The organism is Microbacterium sp. MYb54, assembly GCF_002979515.1.
Classification (GTDB): Bacteria; Actinomycetota; Actinomycetes; order Actinomycetales; family Microbacteriaceae; genus Microbacterium.
The window spans coordinates 79984-96204 of sequence record NZ_PCPA01000007.1; the positions used below are offsets into that span (position 1 = coordinate 79984).

Here is a 16221-nt window from a genome sequence, read left to right on the forward strand (position 1 = left end):
CATCGGATGCCTCACCATACTCCCGCGATGTGCCGCCGCGGGAGCGGCACGGCCGCACATCACTCCCCACACGCCGGACGACGTCTACCGAACCGATTCGATCCCCGCTCTGGCATGAATGTAAGCGTTTGCACTAACCTGTTCCCATGGCACAGCTTGAGCAGATCGCAGCCCCAGGTTCCGAGTGGTGGCGCAGCGCCGTCATCTACCAGATCTACCCCCGCTCCTTCGCGGATGCCTCCGGTGACGGCATCGGCGATCTGCCGGGCATCACGAGTCGCCTCGACTCCCTGCAGGAGCTCGGCGTCGACGCGATCTGGTTGAGCCCGTTCATGACGAGCCCCCAGCGCGACGCCGGGTACGACGTGGCCGACTACCGCGACGTCGACCCGCTGTTCGGCACGCTCGCCGACTTCGACGACATGCTCGAGGCCGCCCACGCCCGCGACATCCGCGTCGTCGTCGACCTGGTCCCGAACCACTCGTCCGACCAGCACGTCTGGTTCCAGCAGGCGCTGAAGGCCGCACCCGGAAGCCCCGAGCGCGCGCGCTACATCTTCCGCGACGGCAAGGGCGAGAACGGCGAGCTTCCCCCGAACAACTGGGAGTCCGTGTTCGGCGGCGGCATGTGGGAGCGCGTCGTCGAGGCCGACGGCACCCTCGGCCAGTGGTACCTGCACATCTTCGACGCCACGCAGCCCGACTTCGACTGGAACAACGAAGAGGTGCGCGAGGAGTTCCGCTCCATCCTGCGCTTCTGGCTCGACCGCGGTGTCGACGGCTTCCGTGTCGACGTGGCCCACGGCATGATCAAGGCCGAGGGCCTGCCCGACTACACGCCCCCGAGCGATGCCGACTCCATGGGCGGCGGTGAGTCGAACGTGCCGTACTGGGGTCAGGACGGCGTGCACGACATCTACCGCGACTGGCACAAGGTGCTCGCCGAGTACGACGGCGACCGCGCCCTGTGCGGCGAGGCCTGGATGCCGACGCTCAAGCAGACCGCCCTCTGGGTGCGGCCTGACGAGATGCACCAGACCTTCAACTTCCCGTACCTGATGACCCCGTGGGATGCGAAGTCCCTGGGCGATGTCATCCGCGAATCGCTCGACGACTTCGGCGCGGTCGGCGCCCCGAGCACGTGGGTGCTCTCGAACCACGATGTCGTGCGCCACGCCTCGCGCCTCGCGCTCACGGCTGAGAACCCGCAGGGCGAGGGCATCGGCCCGAACACCCCGAACAAGCCCGACACCGCGATCGGCCTGGCTCGTGCCCGCGCCGCGACCACGCTGATGCTGGCGCTGCCCGGTTCGTCGTACCTGTACCAGGGCGAAGAGCTCGGACTGCCCGAGGCGATGGAGATCCCGGACGAGTTCCGTCAGGACCCGACCTGGTTCCGCACGAACGGTGAGCGCTACGGTCGCGACGGATGCCGCGTGCCGCTGCCCTGGGAAGCGGAGGCTCCGGCCTTCGGCTTCAACGACACCGGTCTGTCGTGGCTCCCGCAGCCCGCCGACTGGGCGGCCTACTCGCGCGATGTCGAGGAGGTCGACCCCGGCTCGACCCTCGCGCTGTACAAGCGTCTGCTGGCCGCACGTCGTGAGCACGGCTTCGGCAGCGGATCGCTGGTCTGGGAGGAAGCCGGCCCCGACGCGGTGGCCTTCCGCCGCGGCGACGTGCACGTGGTCGCGAACCTCGGCACCACCCCGATCGAGCTGCCGTCTGACGCGCTCATCATGCTGCAGAGCCAGCCCTTCGATGGTGCGGCGATCCCCGTCGACACCGCCGTCTGGTACACCACCGCAGCCCAGGCCTGACACTCCGGTCTGACAGGCCCCTTCCGGTCGTGATTGCTGTCGCTCACGTCCCGCGTGACCCGACAGGAATCGCGACCGGAACACTTTTCGAAGAGGAAACCATGGCCAGCATCGATGAGGTCGCCCGGCTCGCAGGAGTCTCCACAGCGACCGTCTCGCGCGCACTGAGCGGCCGCGGTCACGTGTCCGAGTCCGCCAAGGAGCGCGTGCAGGCGGCGGCGCAGGCCCTCGGCTACGTGGTCTCGTCGCGCGCGTCGAGTCTGGCGTCCGGCCGCACCCGCAACATCGGGGTCATCGTCCCCTTCCTCGACCGCTGGTTCTTCAGCACCGTGCTCTCCGGCGTCTCGGCCGCGCTCATGCGTGCGGGCTACGACATCACGCTGTACAACATCACGGCCGACAAGGACGTGCGCCGACATGTGTTCGACACGTTCCTGCGTCGTCAGCGTGTGGATGCCGTGATCGCCGTGTCGATCGAGCTCGACGAAGACGAGACGCAGTACCTGCTCGACCTCGGGCTTCCCGTGATCGCGATCGGCGGCCCGAACCCGAAGCTCGACACCCTCACGGTCGACGACGTGGCGGTGGCCCAGCTGGCGACCGAGCATCTGATCAGCCTCGGCCACACCGACATCGCGCACATCGGGGCGAATCCCGAGTTCGACATCGACTTCCACATCCCGACCAACCGCCGCCTGGGCTTCGAGAAGGCTCTGGCGAAGGCCGGGATCCCCCTGAACCACGCTTTCCTCGAACCTGCCGACTTCACGGTCGAGGGCGGCTACCGCGCGGCGAAGCAGCTGCTCGGGCGTCCAGGACCTCGCCCGACCGCGGTGTTCGCGGCATCGGACGAGATGGCCATCGGCGCACTGCTCGCGGCCCGCGATCTCGGCTTCAACGTGCCGGAGGAGCTGTCGATCGTCGGCATCGACGGTCACGAACTCGGCGAGTTCTTCCGCCTGACCACGGTCGATCAGTTCCCGCTCGGGCAGGGCGAGCGCGCAGCGGATGCGGTGCTGGCCAAACTCACCACGCCGGATGCCGTGCACATCCCGTCTGCACTGCCCTACGAGCTGAACGTGCGCGGGACGACCGCCCGCCTCCTGTAGGTCGAAGGCGGGCGATCGTCGCGGGTTCAGCTCGCGACGATGAGGCCCTTGGTCGCGGTGCGGGCGGCCTCGAAGCGGCGCTGCACGTCGGGCCAGTTCACGAGGTTCCAGAACGCCTTGACGTAGTCGGCGCGCACGTTGAGGTAGTCGAGGTAGTAGGCGTGCTCCCAGACGTCGAGCTGCAGCAGCGGGGTGACACCGAGAGGGGCGTTGCCCTGCTGGTCGAACAGCTGGAAGATCACGGGGCGGGCGCCCACGCTGTCCCAGGCGAGCACGGCCCAGCCCGATCCCTGCACACCGAGTGCGGTCGCGGTGAAGTGTGCACGGAAGGCGTCGATCGACCCGAAAGCGTCGACGAGTGCGGCCTCGAGCTCACCCTCGGGTGCTCCGCCGCCCTCGGGCGAGAGGTTCTGCCAGAACACCGAGTGGTTGATGTGGCCGCCGAGGTTGAACGCGAGGTCCTTCTCGAGTTTGTTCACGTTCGCGAGGTCACCGGCGCTGCGGGCGGTGGCGAGCTGCTCGAGCGCGGTGTTCGCACCCGTCACGTAGGCCTGGTGGTGCTTGGAGTGGTGCAGCTCCATGATCTTGCCCGAGATGTGCGGGGCGAGGGCCGAGTAGTCGTAGGGCAGCTCGGGGAGCGTGTAGAGAGTGGACATGTCGTCTTCCTTTCGATGTTCTTTCAGTGGTGGGTGTCGTGCGGGAGTGCGTGGAAACGGCGGTCGATGTAGACGAGCGGCCGGCCGGCCGACCCGGGCAGCACCTCGATGACCTCGGCGATGACGACGGTCGACGAACCGACGGCCACGGTCTGGATCGGGCGGCTTCGCAGCGCGACCCTGGCCTCGGGCAGGTGCGGTTCACCGGTCGGCAGCGTCGCCCAGCCCTGCTCCGGCGTGAAGCGCTCGGACCCGCTGACCGCGAAGCTCTGCGCGAGGGCGGAGTGCTCGTCGTCGATCAGGTGCACCACGAAGGTGTCGGCCGCGAGGATCGCCCCGGCGGAACCTGTGGCCCGGGTCACGGAGAACACGATCGCGGCGGGGTCGACCGCGACCGAGGCGACGCTCGATGCCGTGAGGCCGACCGGGCCATCGGGGGTGGCGGCGGTGATGATCGCGACGCCGGCGGGATGCGTGCGGAACGCGGCCTTCAGCCCTTCGCCGATCGGGGTGGGTACGGGTGTCGCGGTCATCGACCGGCCTCCATCATCTGTTCCTGCTTGGCATGCGCGAGCATCTCCGCGCGCTCGACGAGCTTGGTGCGCTCGCGTCCTCGTTCGGCTCCGGCGCCGCGCTCGGCGGCATCGATGCGCAACCAGCCGTCGAGGTCGACAGCGTGCGCGAGGTGGGCGATCGGGTCGTCGTCGCGTGCTTCGCGCTCAATCGCGTCGAGGTCGTCGACGACGTGGCCGATGGTCTGCGCGGCATCCGACTTGGTCGAGCCGATGAGGCCCACCGGACCGCGCTTGATCCAGCCGGTGGCATACAGCCGCGGGATCGGCGTGCCTTCCGCGTCGACGACACGGCCCTCGATGTGCGGCACCACCCCGAGGGCGGCGTCGAACGGCATCCCGGGAACGGGGGTCGAGCGGTAGCCCACCGCGCGGTAGACCGCCCCGACGTCGTAACGCAGCAGCTCACCCGTGCCGACCATGCGGCCCAGCTCGTCGGATGCGGTGCGCTCCATCTCGATGCCGGTCACGGTGTCGGTGCCGAGGAGGCGAACCGGGCGCTGTCGCAGGTGCAGGTGGATACGGCGCGAAGCCGTGCGGCTCGCAGGATCGAGGGCAGCCCACTCGGTCATGGTGCGCACGATGATGCGACGCTGCGAGAACTGCGCGACCATCCGTTCGGCGTGCTCGTCGAGGGCGAGCTCGTCCGGGTCGACGATCACGTCGACGTCGTCCTGCTCGGCGAGTTCGCGCAGCTCCATGGCCGAGAACCGCACGTCGGCCGGCCCCCGACGGGCGAACAGGTGCACGTCGCGCAGCGGGCTGGCCGCGAGCTGGTCGAGCACGGCATCCGGGGTGTCGGTGTGGGTCAGCGCAGAGGCGTGCTTGGCGAGGATCCGCGTCACGTCGAGCGCCACGTTGCCGGCGCCGAGCACCGCGACGGATTCGGCAGCGAGCGGCCACGTGCGCGGAACATCGGGATGCCCGTCGTACCAGGCCACGAAGTCGGCCGCGCCGAAGGAGCCGGGCAGATCGATGCCGGGGATGTCGAGGGCGACGTCGAGGTCGGCACCCGTCGCCACGATCACGCCGTCGTACGCGGCACGCAGCTCGTCGATCTCGACGTCACGGCCGATCTCGACGTTGCACCGCAGCCGGATGCGCGGGTTCACGAGCACCTCGTGCAGGGCATCGGTGATCTTGCGGATGCGGGGGTGATCCGGGGCGACCCCGTAGCGCACCAGCCCGTAGGGCGCCGGGAGCTTCTCGAACAGGTCGATCGACGCGTCCGGCACGCGGCCGAGCAGGATGTCGGCGGCGTAGATGCCCGCGGGGCCCGCTCCGACGATGGCGATGCGCGGTTCGGCGATGGTCATGCGTGTTCTCCCTGAGGTGCGAGCGCGGCGATGATCGGGTGGTCGAACGAGAGCATCCCCGTCTTCGCGGCGCCTCCGGGAGAGCCGAGCTCGTCGAAGAACTCGACGTTGGCCTTGTAGTAGTCCTGCCACTCATCGGGCAGATCGTCTTCGTAGAAGATGGCCTCGACCGGGCAGACCGGTTCACATGCACCGCAGTCGACACACTCGTCGGGGTGGATGTAGAGCGAGCGTTCACCCTCGTAGATGCAGTCGACGGGGCACTCGTCGATGCAGGCCTTGTCCTTCACATCGACGCACGGCAGAGCGATCACATAGGTCATCGCGGGGTCTTCGTTCGGGTCACACTGTCCTCGTTCGGTCGATCGACCCGTTTCGGGGCCACTCGTCAACCGTAAAACCTCAAGTATACTTGAGGTCAAATCGAAGGAGAAGCAGCCGGATGACCCCGCACGCACCCGACGAGCCGCTGACGATCGGCGAGATGACCAGGCGCACCGGTGTCGCAGCCTCCGCGCTGCACTTCTACGAGACGCTCGGCCTCATCGCCTCCACCCGCACGCCGGGCAATCAGCGCCGCTACGCCCGGCACATGCTGCGCCGCGTCTCGCTCATCACGGTCGCCAAACGCCTCGGCATCCCGCTCTCCGACGTGCAGACCGCGTTCGCCGACGTGCCACTGACCGAGACCCCGAGTCACGCCGACTGGCAGCGGGCCTCGCGGCGGTGGAAGCGCGAGCTCGAGAAGCGGCGCGAGGGCATCGAACGTCTCGAACGCGAACTGACCGGATGCATCGGCTGCGGCTGCCTTTCGATGAAGGCGTGCGGCCTGCTCAACCCCGACGACGCCCTCGGCACCCAGGGCGCCGGCCCCCAGCGCCTCCAGGACTGACTGCCTCCAGGACTAGGGCGTATCTGACAATGGGCGCGCCGTGGTCAAGGCCCGTCTTCTGGGGAGATGTGGGCGTTGCAACATTGGTCATCTTCTCGGCTTTCGGACTGATTCGCCTCAGAACGCTGCACACAACCGCGTAGACGAGGCAATGGACGTGCCCACCGACATGGCGGGCACGACGGCTATCGCTGACGCCGAATGGAAAAGTACCCCCGTACGGCTAACCCGCGACAACCCCATGCAGTTCTTCGGTCGCTCGCACCTCCCGTCCCGCAGATACCCGAGCGCGCATCAAGCGAGAGTGTTGATGTGGCGGGGCCAACAGGCCGCAGGCGCGGACAGCTTCGAGTCGACTGCTCACCTGCAGTGCCGAGTAGGCGTCGTGGAGATGCCGCTTGACAGTTCCTACGGATATGACGAGCGCTCCGGCGATGTCCTGATTCGTCGCCCCGTGAGCTGCGTGGGTGAGGACCTGCAACTGCCGCGGGGTGAGCAGAATCTGCGCTGCACCGCGCGTCATGCTGATCTGCACTTCCGTGAGCAGTGCGCGGATGCCGCCGCCCGCCGAGATGTGGCGGACGAAAGCGGGATACTCGTGCGTCGACTGTAACCCGGACTCGTGCAACAAGATCGTGCGCATGCACCCGGTGCGGCGGGCTTCGCGCGGTGAGAGCACCGTTGGGTCGCTGACCAGCACGTCTTCTGGGCGCAACAAGTTCGCCTCCGGATCAGCCATTCGCTGCACCCGGTGGCCCTCTGAGAGGAGAACGTGTTCCACGGCGTCGGCCAACAGCTCCGATGCCAGACACACCCTCACCTTGGGTCCGATGCTCCGCAAGGTGTCGTTTCGCCGGTTGGCAGAACGCTCTAGGAGTCAGTCTCAAGGGTGAGATCAGCCCGAAGCTTCGCCCGGGCCCGTGAATATCTGCTGCGGACGGTCCCCGGCTTCTTGCCGAGAATCTTCGCCGCCTCTGCGAGAGAGAACCCATCCCAGTGAACGAGCTGGATGATCTCGCGATCGCCCGCAGAAAGTGCCTCGAGTGCTTCCCATACATCGTCCCGCACAGGGCGGGAGTCGCCGCTGACGAGTGCTTCCCCCTTGAGCCTGTCGCTGAGATTCCGCCTGCGAGAGAGTGCACGTCGGTGGTTAGCGAGCACGTTCCGGGCGATCCCGAACATCCACATCCGTGCGTCCACGGGCTCCGCGGGCATGGCGTCGACCTTGCGCCACATCGTCAGTAGCACCTCACTGGTGAGGTCGGCCGCATCGTCGGTGGAGACGACCCGCCGAGCGAAGTACGCGAACAGTGCGCGTTTGCTCTCATCGATCAGGCGGGGAAGGTCGAGCCTGTCGTCGCTCCACATCCACACCAGGGCCTCGACGGACTCGTCGGAACGACCGCCGGGCATCAGTGCCGCACCCATGTGCACGTCGAACTGCCGGAGGTTCCGATACCGGGTCCATTGATCAACTCGAACGGGATCTCCTCCACGACTGCGGTGCCGATGCCAGAGGACACAGTCAGCTGGTCCAGGTCCTCCTGGGTGAGCTCGGGGTCGACGTCAGGGTCGCCGACGGAGTCCGGGTTCTTCTCGCCGAGGTCGTAGCCGCGTTGGCCGATGCCGGTCCAGTCGTGCGAGGCGATCCATTCCTTCGCCTCGGTGACGTTCGTGCCATCCCACGACCTGACCGCGAGCGAGAACGTGCACTCGACCGTGGTGCCCTCGTCCGTAACGTAGGAGATCGGGATGACAGCATCCGGGGTGAAGTTCGGGGCGACGTAGACGGCTGCCGCCGTCGCGAGAACCCCGACGCCCAGAAGCGCACCCAGTGTTGCTGCGATGCGCGCGCCGCGCCGACGACGTGGGGGCCGCGCGTGCTGCTCGGCCGCGTTCCTGGCGACGCGTTCGAGCATCGCGTCAAGGATTTCCGGCGACTCTGCCCACTTGTCGTGCGGAGTGAGCAGCCGGTTGAGCTGTGTGTCGTCCATGGGTTTCCTCCGATGATCCGTTCACTACTGCTCATGTCCGATCATCCCTGAACTGTTGCGTCGGCGAAGAAGAATCTCTGAGATCGCACGATATGTATCCCTGGATACATATCGCCCTTCGCGCGCGTGATCCATCCTCGAAGCAGGTCAACTTCGACCTCTGAGAGAAGTGAGGAATCCATGAGTCGTACGCAATCAGCGTCGCCGCGCCGCCGCAGCAAACGTCCCCTCGGCATCGCTGCCGCTGCAGCGATCGGAGTGATGGGACTCGTCGGCGGCATCGCCGCACCCGCTATGGCGTGGGGCAGCGTCACGGTGGGGCCTCCTGCGGGCTGCACGGGCAACGCCAAGGGCAAAAGTTGGCAAAGCGGTTCGACGGCCTACGCCAACACGGCCGAGTCCGGCAACATCTGCGTCTTCATCGTGCCCGTTCACGCTGGCCTGCGCCAGTCCGGCGGCAGCACCCTGTGGAACGGCACCTCCGGTGTGAGCTTCGCTCAGGCGTCGGCAATCGCCGCGAACGGCTACGTCGGTGGATGGCACGTATGAGGCGCAAAGGTCGCGAGTTGACCCGATTCTCTAGGGACCCGCTGCTCAGGAACCTCGTCATCATGAGTGCCGCGAGCATGCTGTTTCTGACTGCATGCTCCGCACAGGCGCCGGGTCAGGGTGGCGGGTCCTTGACGGCCGAGCAGATCAAGAGCACCGCGGATATGTACCGCGAAGACGGCAACGCGTGGCTGGCAGGCTTATTGGAGGACGGCGAAGTCGATGCAGTCGACTACGCAGCCGCATCGGAGCGCTATGCCTCGTGCATGCGCGATCTCGGATACGAAGTCCCTGCACCTATGGTGAATCCCACAAACTCGATGACGCACATCTACGACATCGACATGGGCACGCGCGAGCCGGATGCCTTCGGGGAGGACGACCTCTCATGCAAGGACCCTGACCTAAGTATCGTCGAGGCGGCCTATCTGAACACCGGCACACAGCGGATGGACGAGTCGCTTCGCATCGCCGCGCAAGCATGCATGGCCGATCAGGATTACGAGATCCCGGACAACGCACGAGATATTCGCGCCTTCAGCGGCGATCCGACTGCTGACGAGGGTGTGCAGCGTGAAGCGGCCGCGACATGCATCAATGACGAGGCGTTGCGCCTCTTCCCAGAGCTGCCGTACGTCGGAGTGGCGTATTGAGCAAGTCTGCTGAGCAAACCCCACGACGACGCCGTGACGTAGCCTTCTGGGTCGTCGCGGTCTGTTGGATTCTGGCGCCAGTCATCGGCGTGGGGATGCTCTATCAACACCTCTCCACGAAGACCATCGTCGCGACCCAAGAAGTCTGGGCGCCGGCGCTCAGCGCTGAAGAGACGCGCGCCCAGGCAGCCGGCCTCGCACTCGAGTGGAGCGACGGTGCCGAACTACCCGCGCCGGCGTGGTCAGGCACAGTCGTTCGCGTCTATGTCCAACCCGGCGGCGTTCTCAAGAGCGGAGACGCGGTCGTCGATGTCGATGGCGTGAAGCGCATCGCGGCCTTTATGAACGTGCCGCTTTATCGTGCCCTCGGCCCAGGATCCACCGGGGAGGACGTCAAGGCGCTGCTCGAGTTCCTCCGCTCCCGGGGCATCGATGTCCCGGACAGCGACCGACTCAGTTGGGACACATGGCTGCAGGTCTCCTCGTTCGCGAAGTCCATCGGCGTCGACACCACACAGGGGCTGCAGTCGTTCGACCCAGGATGGCTGGTCTTCATTCCGGCGGCGGAACTCACCGTCAGCGAAGTGCACGTGAAGGCCGGTCGACCAGCTCCCGCCGGCGGCGAACCCGTAGCGACAGCCATAGACCAACTCGTGTCGGCGCACATCGTCACGCCCGAGGCCATAGCTGAGATCACCGAGGACAACCCGATCACCCCAGAAGCGATTGCCTCTTCCACTGTCACCGTTCCCGAAGATGCCGTCGTACTGGTCGGCCAGAACGAATTTGCAGTCGACGAGGCTCGGACCGCAATCGATCCTGCAGCGCTCCCCCAGATAGCCGACGGGGTCACACAAGGAGCTCTCACCTCATCTGCACGCGTCGTAACTCCTCAGCCTGCGGCGATCGTCGTGCCTGCCGCCGCAGTTCTCACCGGCACAGACGGAACCTGTGTCGTCGTCCGCGACGGAGATAGGCGTCGTGTGGTTGTCGCCGAGACGATCGAGTCCGTCGACGGCACCTCGCTCATCGCAGCGAAGGTGAAGGCCGGCGAGAGCGTGCTCGTCAACCCCACGGCAACCGGAGCAACATGCGCATAGTCGCACGAGACCTCGGCATGAGGTTCGGTTCTCGATGGTTATTCCAGGATCTGGATTTTGCGTGGGAGCCTCCCTCTTTCGTGAGCGTCACCGGCCCCTCTGGTTCTGGCAAGACGACTCTTCTGGGCATCATCTCCGGCTCCATACAGGCCTCAGCCGGTGACTGCATCGCAGAAACCGATGAGAGCGGAGCGCCATCCTCTGCTGGATGGATCGTGCAGAACAGTCCCCTTCTCGTCAGCCGAACGGCGCTGGATAACGTGGCGCTCGGCCCTCTCTTTCAGGGGGTTCCACAGCCCGAGGCGCTGGCGCGGGCGGAGCGGGAGATGGCTCGCCTGGGCATCGAGCACCTGGTGAACGTCCGCGCCAAGAAACTCTCCGGTGGCGAGCGGCAGAGAGTAACTGTCGCTCGCGCTCTCGCTTCTCAGGCGCGAATGATTCTCGCCGATGAACCCACATCCTCACTCGACGCGGAGGCGAAGATGCGGGTGGCGACCGCCCTACGTGCCGCGGCAGGCGACGGCGCCCTGGTCATCATGGCGACGCACGACAAGGACGTGGCGGCCTTCGCCGACACCGTTTTCGACATCGGCCAGAGAACGACCCGATGAAGATCGTCGACTGCGTCTCCGAAGCGATCAGCAACACCTTCGCCCGCCCGCTTCAGACGGCTCTGATCGCCGTGCTCTCCGCGGCGCTGGCCTTCGCGGCCTTCATCCTTCCGTGGGCCACCGTCTCGCAGGCGCACGAGATGCTCGAGCAGGACATCGCCGAGGGGCGATCGATCATGGTCATCGGCAGCAGCGGGGGACGGATCTCTACCGCGCGCTGCGATCTGTTCCGTTCGGTTGCGGGCGTCACCACAGCCGGCGCTGTCCTGCGCTCGGTGGAGTTGAGGTCCGCTGGCGGCCGCCCGATCTCAGCAATGCTGGTCACTCCCGGACTACCGGTCCTGCAATGGCCAGAGCTCCCGGATCTCGTTCCGGGGAGCATCGTGGCGCCTTCGACCGAGAACGCTCTTTCTAGCGGCGTCCCCACCCCCGTGATGATCGACGGCGCCGAGCACGAGCTCACAGCCGGTGGCGCCGCCATATCAGCCGGACGCATCTCCAGTCTTCACTCGATAGTGATGATCCCGTCATCGGCCCAGAGCGTGGCGTCCGAATGCTACGTCGAGGCGTCACCGGGTGCGGAAGAAGGGATCGCATCGCTAGCCGCAGCATGGTTCCCCACTGCAGAGGGTGCCCGCACGATCCCGCTGGTGCCAGGGAAACCAGCCGGATCGACGGGCCAAGAGCTCCTCTCCTCCAGCCCGCAGCTGTGGGTCATTCTCTGCGCTATCGGCACCATCGTGTTCGCTGTCGGATCCTCCGTCTGGAGCCGGCGACATGACTTCGCCGTCTACCAACAACTCGGTCTCTCACACCGAGGGTCACTGGTGATGAGCCTGGTCGAGTCCACGATCACGGTCTACGTCCCTGCCGCAGGCGGAGTACTCGCCGCTGCAGTCGTCGCCGCCATAGGCGACGTGCGCACGGAGGCCCTCGAGTTCGCTGGCGCCTCCGCGGGAATGTTCCTCCTGGGTATCGCGCTCGTTCCGGTCGTTGCGACGTTCATCTGCATCTCCGTCGGCCGGTCGAACGCGGGGAAGCTCTGAACACCCCACACGATGCTCGCTGTGCCGCAGGTAGACCCGGGCATGTCCGTGCGTTTGAGAGTGGGCGGGGAAGACGCGCATCGTCAAGATCAACAAGGGTGGTTCGTAGTCCCCCTCGACGTACATCCCGACAGCTGCCACCCACGTGCTACGGCCTCAAGGATTCGAAGCGTGAGACCATCTCCGTGAGGGTCACCTATTTCGCAGTCGGCCTGTCGACGCCATCGTGCAACTCGAATGCGAGCACGTCGAAGTCTCGCTCATCGTAGTGAGGCACCTTTGCTCGCACGCGTCCGAGCTGAGGATCCTCACTCCTGAAATGCAGATAAGCGCGCAGCTCGGGGTCGAATCCAGTACCGCCCACGTACGCGATCGCTCCGCTCTGCACGTCGAGCCAGACGTAGAGCCAAGATCCACTCCGTTGGACTTGACAGTCCGGACGGCGACGATGCGTGGGGAGCTGAGGCTAACCGACAACCCTCATCGTCACTCGTCGACCTCTGTCAGACACGCCTTGGCTGCCTCCTCCGGTCAGGCGACCTCGAAGTCCGCGGAGAGGAGCACCTCGTCGCGCGAGCTCGGACCCACCAGCAGCTCGAACGTGCCGGCCTCGACGATGCGGTTGCCGGCAGCGTCGACGATCGTGCAGTCGGCCACGGGCAGCTCGACGCGCACGCTCATGGACTCACCCGGAGCGACATCGACCTGACGGAAGGTCTTGAGCTCCTTGTCGGTCCAGCTCACGCTCGTCACGGAGTCGCGCACGTAGACCTGCACGGTCTCGCGCGCCGGCCGCTCCCCTGTGTTCGACACCGTGACGTGACCGACGATCGTGTCGGACTCTCCCAGCGAGGTCTCCTCCAGCACGAGGTCGGAGTACTCCACGGTCGTGTACGACAGCCCCTCGCCGAACGCCCAGGCGGGTGACTGCGTGAGGTCGGCGTAGCGGTCGCCGTGCTGTCCGCGGATCTGGTTGTAGTACGTGGGCTGCTGGCCCACGTGGCGGGCGAACGAGATCGGCAGACGCCCGGACGGCTCGGCGGCCCCCGAGATGATGTCGGCCAGTGCGCGGCCACCCTGCATGCCGGGGTTCGCCGCCCAGATCACGGCGGCGGCCTTCGACGCGGAGGCCGGGAGCACGAGCGGCTTCGAAGCGAGCAGCACGATCACGACGGGCTTCCCGGTCGCGATGAGCGCGTCGATCAGGGCGTTCTGCCCACCGATGAGCTCGAGCGTCGCAGTGGAGCGTCCCTCGCCCACGAGCTCGATCCGATCGCCCACGACCGCCACGACGACGTCGGAGTCGGATGCCGCGGCGACGGCTTCCGCGATCAGCGCGGCATCCGGCTCACAGGCCTTCACGACCGGCGGGCGCGGCTGCTTGTCAGGGAAGAACGGCCCCTGCGGGTCTTCTTCGAGCGTGAGGATGTCGGCCCCGCGGGCGTGGGTGACGCTCCAGCCGTCGATCGCCTGCAGGCCGTCGAGCACGGTCGTGATCATCTCGCGCGGCTGCCCGTCGAGCCAGCCCGCCTGACCGGAGCCGCCGGCCCAGTCGCCGAGCTGCGTCTGGGCGTCGTCGGCGAGAGGCCCGGTGACGGCGACCTTCAGCGCAGACGCGGGGTCGAGCGGCAGCACGCCGTCGTTCTCGAGCAGTACGAGCGAGCGGCGCGTGACCTCGAGGTTCAGGTCGGCGTGCGCCGCGCTGCCCACCACGGCGTCGAGCTCGGTGCCGGGCAGACGCGGGTTCTCGAAGAGCCCCAGCTCGAACTTGAGGGTCAGGATGCGGGCGGCCGCCGCGTCGAACGCGTCTTCGGCGAGCATGCCCTTCGAGACGGCATCCAACGCCCCCTCGAAGAAGGCCGGCGTGGTCATGATCATGTCGTTGCCCGCTCGCACCGCTGCCGCGGCCGCGTGCGTGATGTCGGGCTGGATCCGCTGTTCCCACACCATGCGACCGACGTTGTCCCAGTCGGTGATGAGCGTGCCGGTGTAGCCCCACTCGCCACGCAGCACGTCGCTGAGCAGCCAGTCGTTGGTCGTGATCGGCACCCCATCGGTGGTCTGGTAGCCGAGCATGAACGTGCGGCACCCTTCGCGGGCGACGCGCTCGAACGGCGGCAGGAACCACGAGCGCAGCTTGCGTCGTGAGATGTCGGCCTCGCTCGCGTCGCGTCCGCCCTGGGTCTCGGAGTAGCCGGCGAAGTGCTTGGCGGTCGCGAGGATCGCGGTGGGGTCGTCGAGCCCGTCGCCCTGGTAGCCGCGCACCATCGCCGAGGCGAGCTCGCCGATCAGGAACGGGTCTTCGCCGAAGGTCTCGTCGATGCGGCCCCAGCGCAGGTCACGCGCGATGCACAGCACCGGAGAGAAGGTCCAGTGGATGCCGGTCACCGCGACCTCTTCGGCGGTGGCACGGGCGACGCGCTCCACGAGCTCGGAATCCCATGACGCGGCCATGCCAAGCTGGGTGGGGTAGATCGTCGCACCGGGCCAGAACGAGTGCCCGTGGATGCAGTCCTCTCCCACCAGCAGCGGGATGCGGAGCCGGGTCTGGGCGGTGAGCTCGTTCGCCCGCAGGATGCGCTCGGGCGAGGTGTGCAGGATCGATCCCGCGTGGCGGCGGGCGATGTGGTCGTCGATGTCGTCGCGGGCGTCGAGCTGGAGCATCTGCCCGACCTTCTCCTCCAGCGTCATGCGGCTGAGGAGGTCGGCCACGCGCTCGGAGATCGAGAGAGCGGGGTCCTGGTACGGAAGCTGCGTGGTCAGAGTCTGAGAGGTCATCACTTCGTGTTCTGGGTCGAGGTCTTCGAGGAGTCGGAGGTGTCGGGCGAGGTCGCCGACGTTACGGGATCGGGGGTCTTCTTCGGCAGGGGCACGCTGCGGACGGCCGTGACGGCGTCGTTCACGTTCAGCCCCTTCTTCTTCATGGCCCTCGCCCGCTCACCCGCGGAGCGCAGGCGCGGGTTGACGTACTCGTCGATGCCGAAGTTGATGAGCGAGAGGGCGACCCCGATGATCGCGATGCAGAGCCCTGCGGGCACGTACCACCACCACAGGCGCGGGAAGGCGCCGTTCTGCTGTGCCCAGAACAGGATGGTGCCCCAGTTCAGGTTGCTCACCGGGATCACCCCGATGAACGCCAGCGTGGTGAGGCCGAGAATCGCCGCGGTCACGGTGCCGACGAAGCTCGAGGCGATGAGCGCCATCAGGTTCGGCAGCATCTCGACCGTGATGATGCGGCGCAGCGGCTCACCGTTGGCGCGTGCGGCCTGGATGAAGTCGCGGTTGCGCAGCGACATGGTCTGCGCGCGCAGCACACGGGCACCCCACGCCCAGCCCGTTATCCCGAGCACGGCGGCGATCACGATGAGCGGCGGGTTCTCGAACTGCGAGGCGATGATGATGATGAGCGGGATGCCGGGGATCACCAGGAACACGTTCGTCAACGCCGACAGCGATTCGCTCTTCCAGCCGCGCACGTAGCCGGCGATCACGCCGATCGTGATCGCGATGATCGTGGCGATGAACGCCGCGAGGAAGCCGACGACGATCACACCGCGGGTGCCGTAGATGATCTGGCTCAGTACGTCTTCCCCCATGTGCGTCGTGCCCAGCCAGTGCTCCCAGGTGGGCGGTTGACGCAGCGCCGTGCGGTCCTTCTGCGTCGGCCCGTACGGCGAGATCCAGGGGGCGAGGATCGCGATGAGCACGAACACCCCGAGGATGATGAGCCCGGCGATCGACTTGGGGTTGCGGAACATCGCGAACGCCTGGGCGAGCTGCGACCAGAACGTCTTGCGCGGCGGTGCGCCTGCCGGCGGGGTGCGGAGCGTGGCGGTCTCGGGCATTCCTGAGACGACGGCCGATCCGTCGGGCGCCGTGCTCGCTGCGGTGGTGGGAACGGTCATG

Annotated in this window: 17 protein-coding genes; 8 read left to right on the forward strand and 9 right to left on the reverse strand. The window is 66.9% G+C overall.

Annotated elements, in window-relative coordinates:
- The first annotated feature begins 146 nt into the window (after window positions 1-146).
- Together CQ040_RS09750 and CQ040_RS09755 are read left to right on the forward strand one after the other, a co-directional pair.
- Window positions 147-1817, forward strand: coding sequence for a glycoside hydrolase family 13 protein (locus CQ040_RS09750; protein WP_105527168.1), 1671 nt, complete (start codon window positions 147-149; stop codon window positions 1815-1817).
- Between the two features lie 101 nt (window positions 1818-1918).
- Window positions 1919-2926 carry a LacI family DNA-binding transcriptional regulator gene (locus tag CQ040_RS09755; RefSeq protein WP_105527169.1) on the forward strand — a complete coding sequence of 336 codons (1008 nt, stop codon included), beginning with the start codon at window positions 1919-1921 and terminating at the stop codon, window positions 2924-2926.
- A 26-nt stretch (window positions 2927-2952) separates the two neighbouring features.
- Here the strand turns inward: CQ040_RS09755 and CQ040_RS09760 are convergent, their stop codons facing one another.
- From CQ040_RS09760 to fdxA, 4 genes are read right to left on the reverse strand one after another with little or no spacing between them, the layout of a single operon-like run.
- Window positions 2953-3582 (reverse strand): superoxide dismutase, encoded by a 630-nt coding sequence (locus CQ040_RS09760; RefSeq protein ID WP_105527170.1) that lies wholly within the window; start codon window positions 3580-3582, stop codon window positions 2953-2955.
- Between the two features lie 23 nt (window positions 3583-3605).
- The gene (locus CQ040_RS09765; RefSeq protein WP_105527171.1) at window positions 3606-4115 is read right to left on the reverse strand and encodes a flavin reductase family protein; all 510 of its coding nucleotides are present in this window, start codon (window positions 4113-4115) and stop codon (window positions 3606-3608) included.
- Window positions 4112-5470, reverse strand: coding sequence for an FAD-dependent oxidoreductase (locus CQ040_RS09770; protein ID WP_105527172.1), 1359 nt, complete (start codon window positions 5468-5470; stop codon window positions 4112-4114). The genes CQ040_RS09765 and CQ040_RS09770 overlap by 4 nt, the downstream gene beginning before the upstream one ends.
- A complete protein-coding gene (gene fdxA / locus CQ040_RS09775) occupies window positions 5467-5793 on the reverse strand; it encodes a ferredoxin (RefSeq protein ID WP_028503085.1) in 327 nt (108 codons plus the stop codon). The genes CQ040_RS09770 and fdxA overlap by 4 nt, the downstream gene beginning before the upstream one ends.
- 119 nt (window positions 5794-5912) lie before the next feature.
- Here fdxA and soxR point away from each other — a divergent pair, with 119 nt between their 5' ends.
- Window positions 5913-6362: a redox-sensitive transcriptional activator SoxR gene (soxR, locus tag CQ040_RS09780; RefSeq protein ID WP_028503084.1), complete on the forward strand. Its 450-nt coding sequence runs from the start codon at window positions 5913-5915 to the stop codon at window positions 6360-6362.
- A gap of 223 nt (window positions 6363-6585) precedes the next feature.
- Here the strand turns inward: soxR and CQ040_RS09785 are convergent, their stop codons facing one another.
- From CQ040_RS09785 to CQ040_RS09795, 3 genes are all read right to left on the reverse strand, one after another.
- On the reverse strand, window positions 6586-7101 hold the full coding sequence (locus CQ040_RS09785) for a helix-turn-helix transcriptional regulator (RefSeq protein ID WP_146113897.1): 516 nt from the start codon (window positions 7099-7101) through the stop codon (window positions 6586-6588).
- A 131-nt stretch (window positions 7102-7232) separates the two neighbouring features.
- Window positions 7233-7790 (reverse strand): RNA polymerase sigma factor, encoded by a 558-nt coding sequence (locus CQ040_RS09790; RefSeq protein WP_105527174.1) that lies wholly within the window; start codon window positions 7788-7790, stop codon window positions 7233-7235.
- A complete protein-coding gene (locus tag CQ040_RS09795) occupies window positions 7775-8356 on the reverse strand; it encodes a hypothetical protein (RefSeq protein WP_105527175.1) in 582 nt (193 codons plus the stop codon). Before CQ040_RS09795 ends, CQ040_RS09790 begins: the two co-directional genes overlap by 16 nt.
- Window positions 8357-8536: 180 nt before the next feature.
- On the opposite strand from CQ040_RS09795, the gene CQ040_RS09800 reads away from it, so the two are divergent.
- The 5 genes from CQ040_RS09800 to CQ040_RS09820 all read left to right on the forward strand — a co-directional run bounded on the left by CQ040_RS09800 (window position 8537) and on the right by CQ040_RS09820 (window position 12315).
- Entirely contained in the window at window positions 8537-8905 is a 369-nt protein-coding gene (locus tag CQ040_RS09800) for a hypothetical protein (RefSeq protein WP_105527176.1), read from the forward strand.
- A gap of 62 nt (window positions 8906-8967) precedes the next feature.
- Window positions 8968-9558 (forward strand): hypothetical protein, encoded by a 591-nt coding sequence (locus CQ040_RS09805; RefSeq protein WP_146113898.1) that lies wholly within the window; start codon window positions 8968-8970, stop codon window positions 9556-9558.
- 95 nt (window positions 9559-9653) lie between these two features.
- Window positions 9654-10658 carry a hypothetical protein gene (locus tag CQ040_RS09810; protein WP_105527178.1) on the forward strand — a complete coding sequence of 335 codons (1005 nt, stop codon included), beginning with the start codon at window positions 9654-9656 and terminating at the stop codon, window positions 10656-10658.
- Between the two features lie 17 nt (window positions 10659-10675).
- Window positions 10676-11269: an ATP-binding cassette domain-containing protein gene (locus tag CQ040_RS09815; protein WP_258131582.1), complete on the forward strand. Its 594-nt coding sequence runs from the start codon at window positions 10676-10678 to the stop codon at window positions 11267-11269.
- The gene (locus CQ040_RS09820) at window positions 11266-12315 is read left to right on the forward strand and encodes a hypothetical protein (RefSeq protein ID WP_105527180.1); all 1050 of its coding nucleotides are present in this window, start codon (window positions 11266-11268) and stop codon (window positions 12313-12315) included. Before CQ040_RS09815 ends, CQ040_RS09820 begins: the two co-directional genes overlap by 4 nt.
- 531 nt (window positions 12316-12846) lie before the next feature.
- On the opposite strand, the gene CQ040_RS09830 is transcribed toward CQ040_RS09820, so the two are convergent.
- Together CQ040_RS09830 and CQ040_RS09835 are read right to left on the reverse strand one after the other, a co-directional pair.
- Window positions 12847-15093, reverse strand: a complete 2247-nt coding sequence (locus tag CQ040_RS09830) for a glycoside hydrolase family 3 N-terminal domain-containing protein (RefSeq protein ID WP_105527182.1) — start codon at window positions 15091-15093, stop codon at window positions 12847-12849.
- Window positions 15093-16220 (reverse strand): ABC transporter permease, encoded by a 1128-nt coding sequence (locus CQ040_RS09835; RefSeq protein ID WP_105527183.1) that lies wholly within the window; start codon window positions 16218-16220, stop codon window positions 15093-15095. The genes CQ040_RS09830 and CQ040_RS09835 overlap by 1 nt, the downstream gene beginning before the upstream one ends.
- Window position 16221 lies beyond the last annotated feature (1 nt).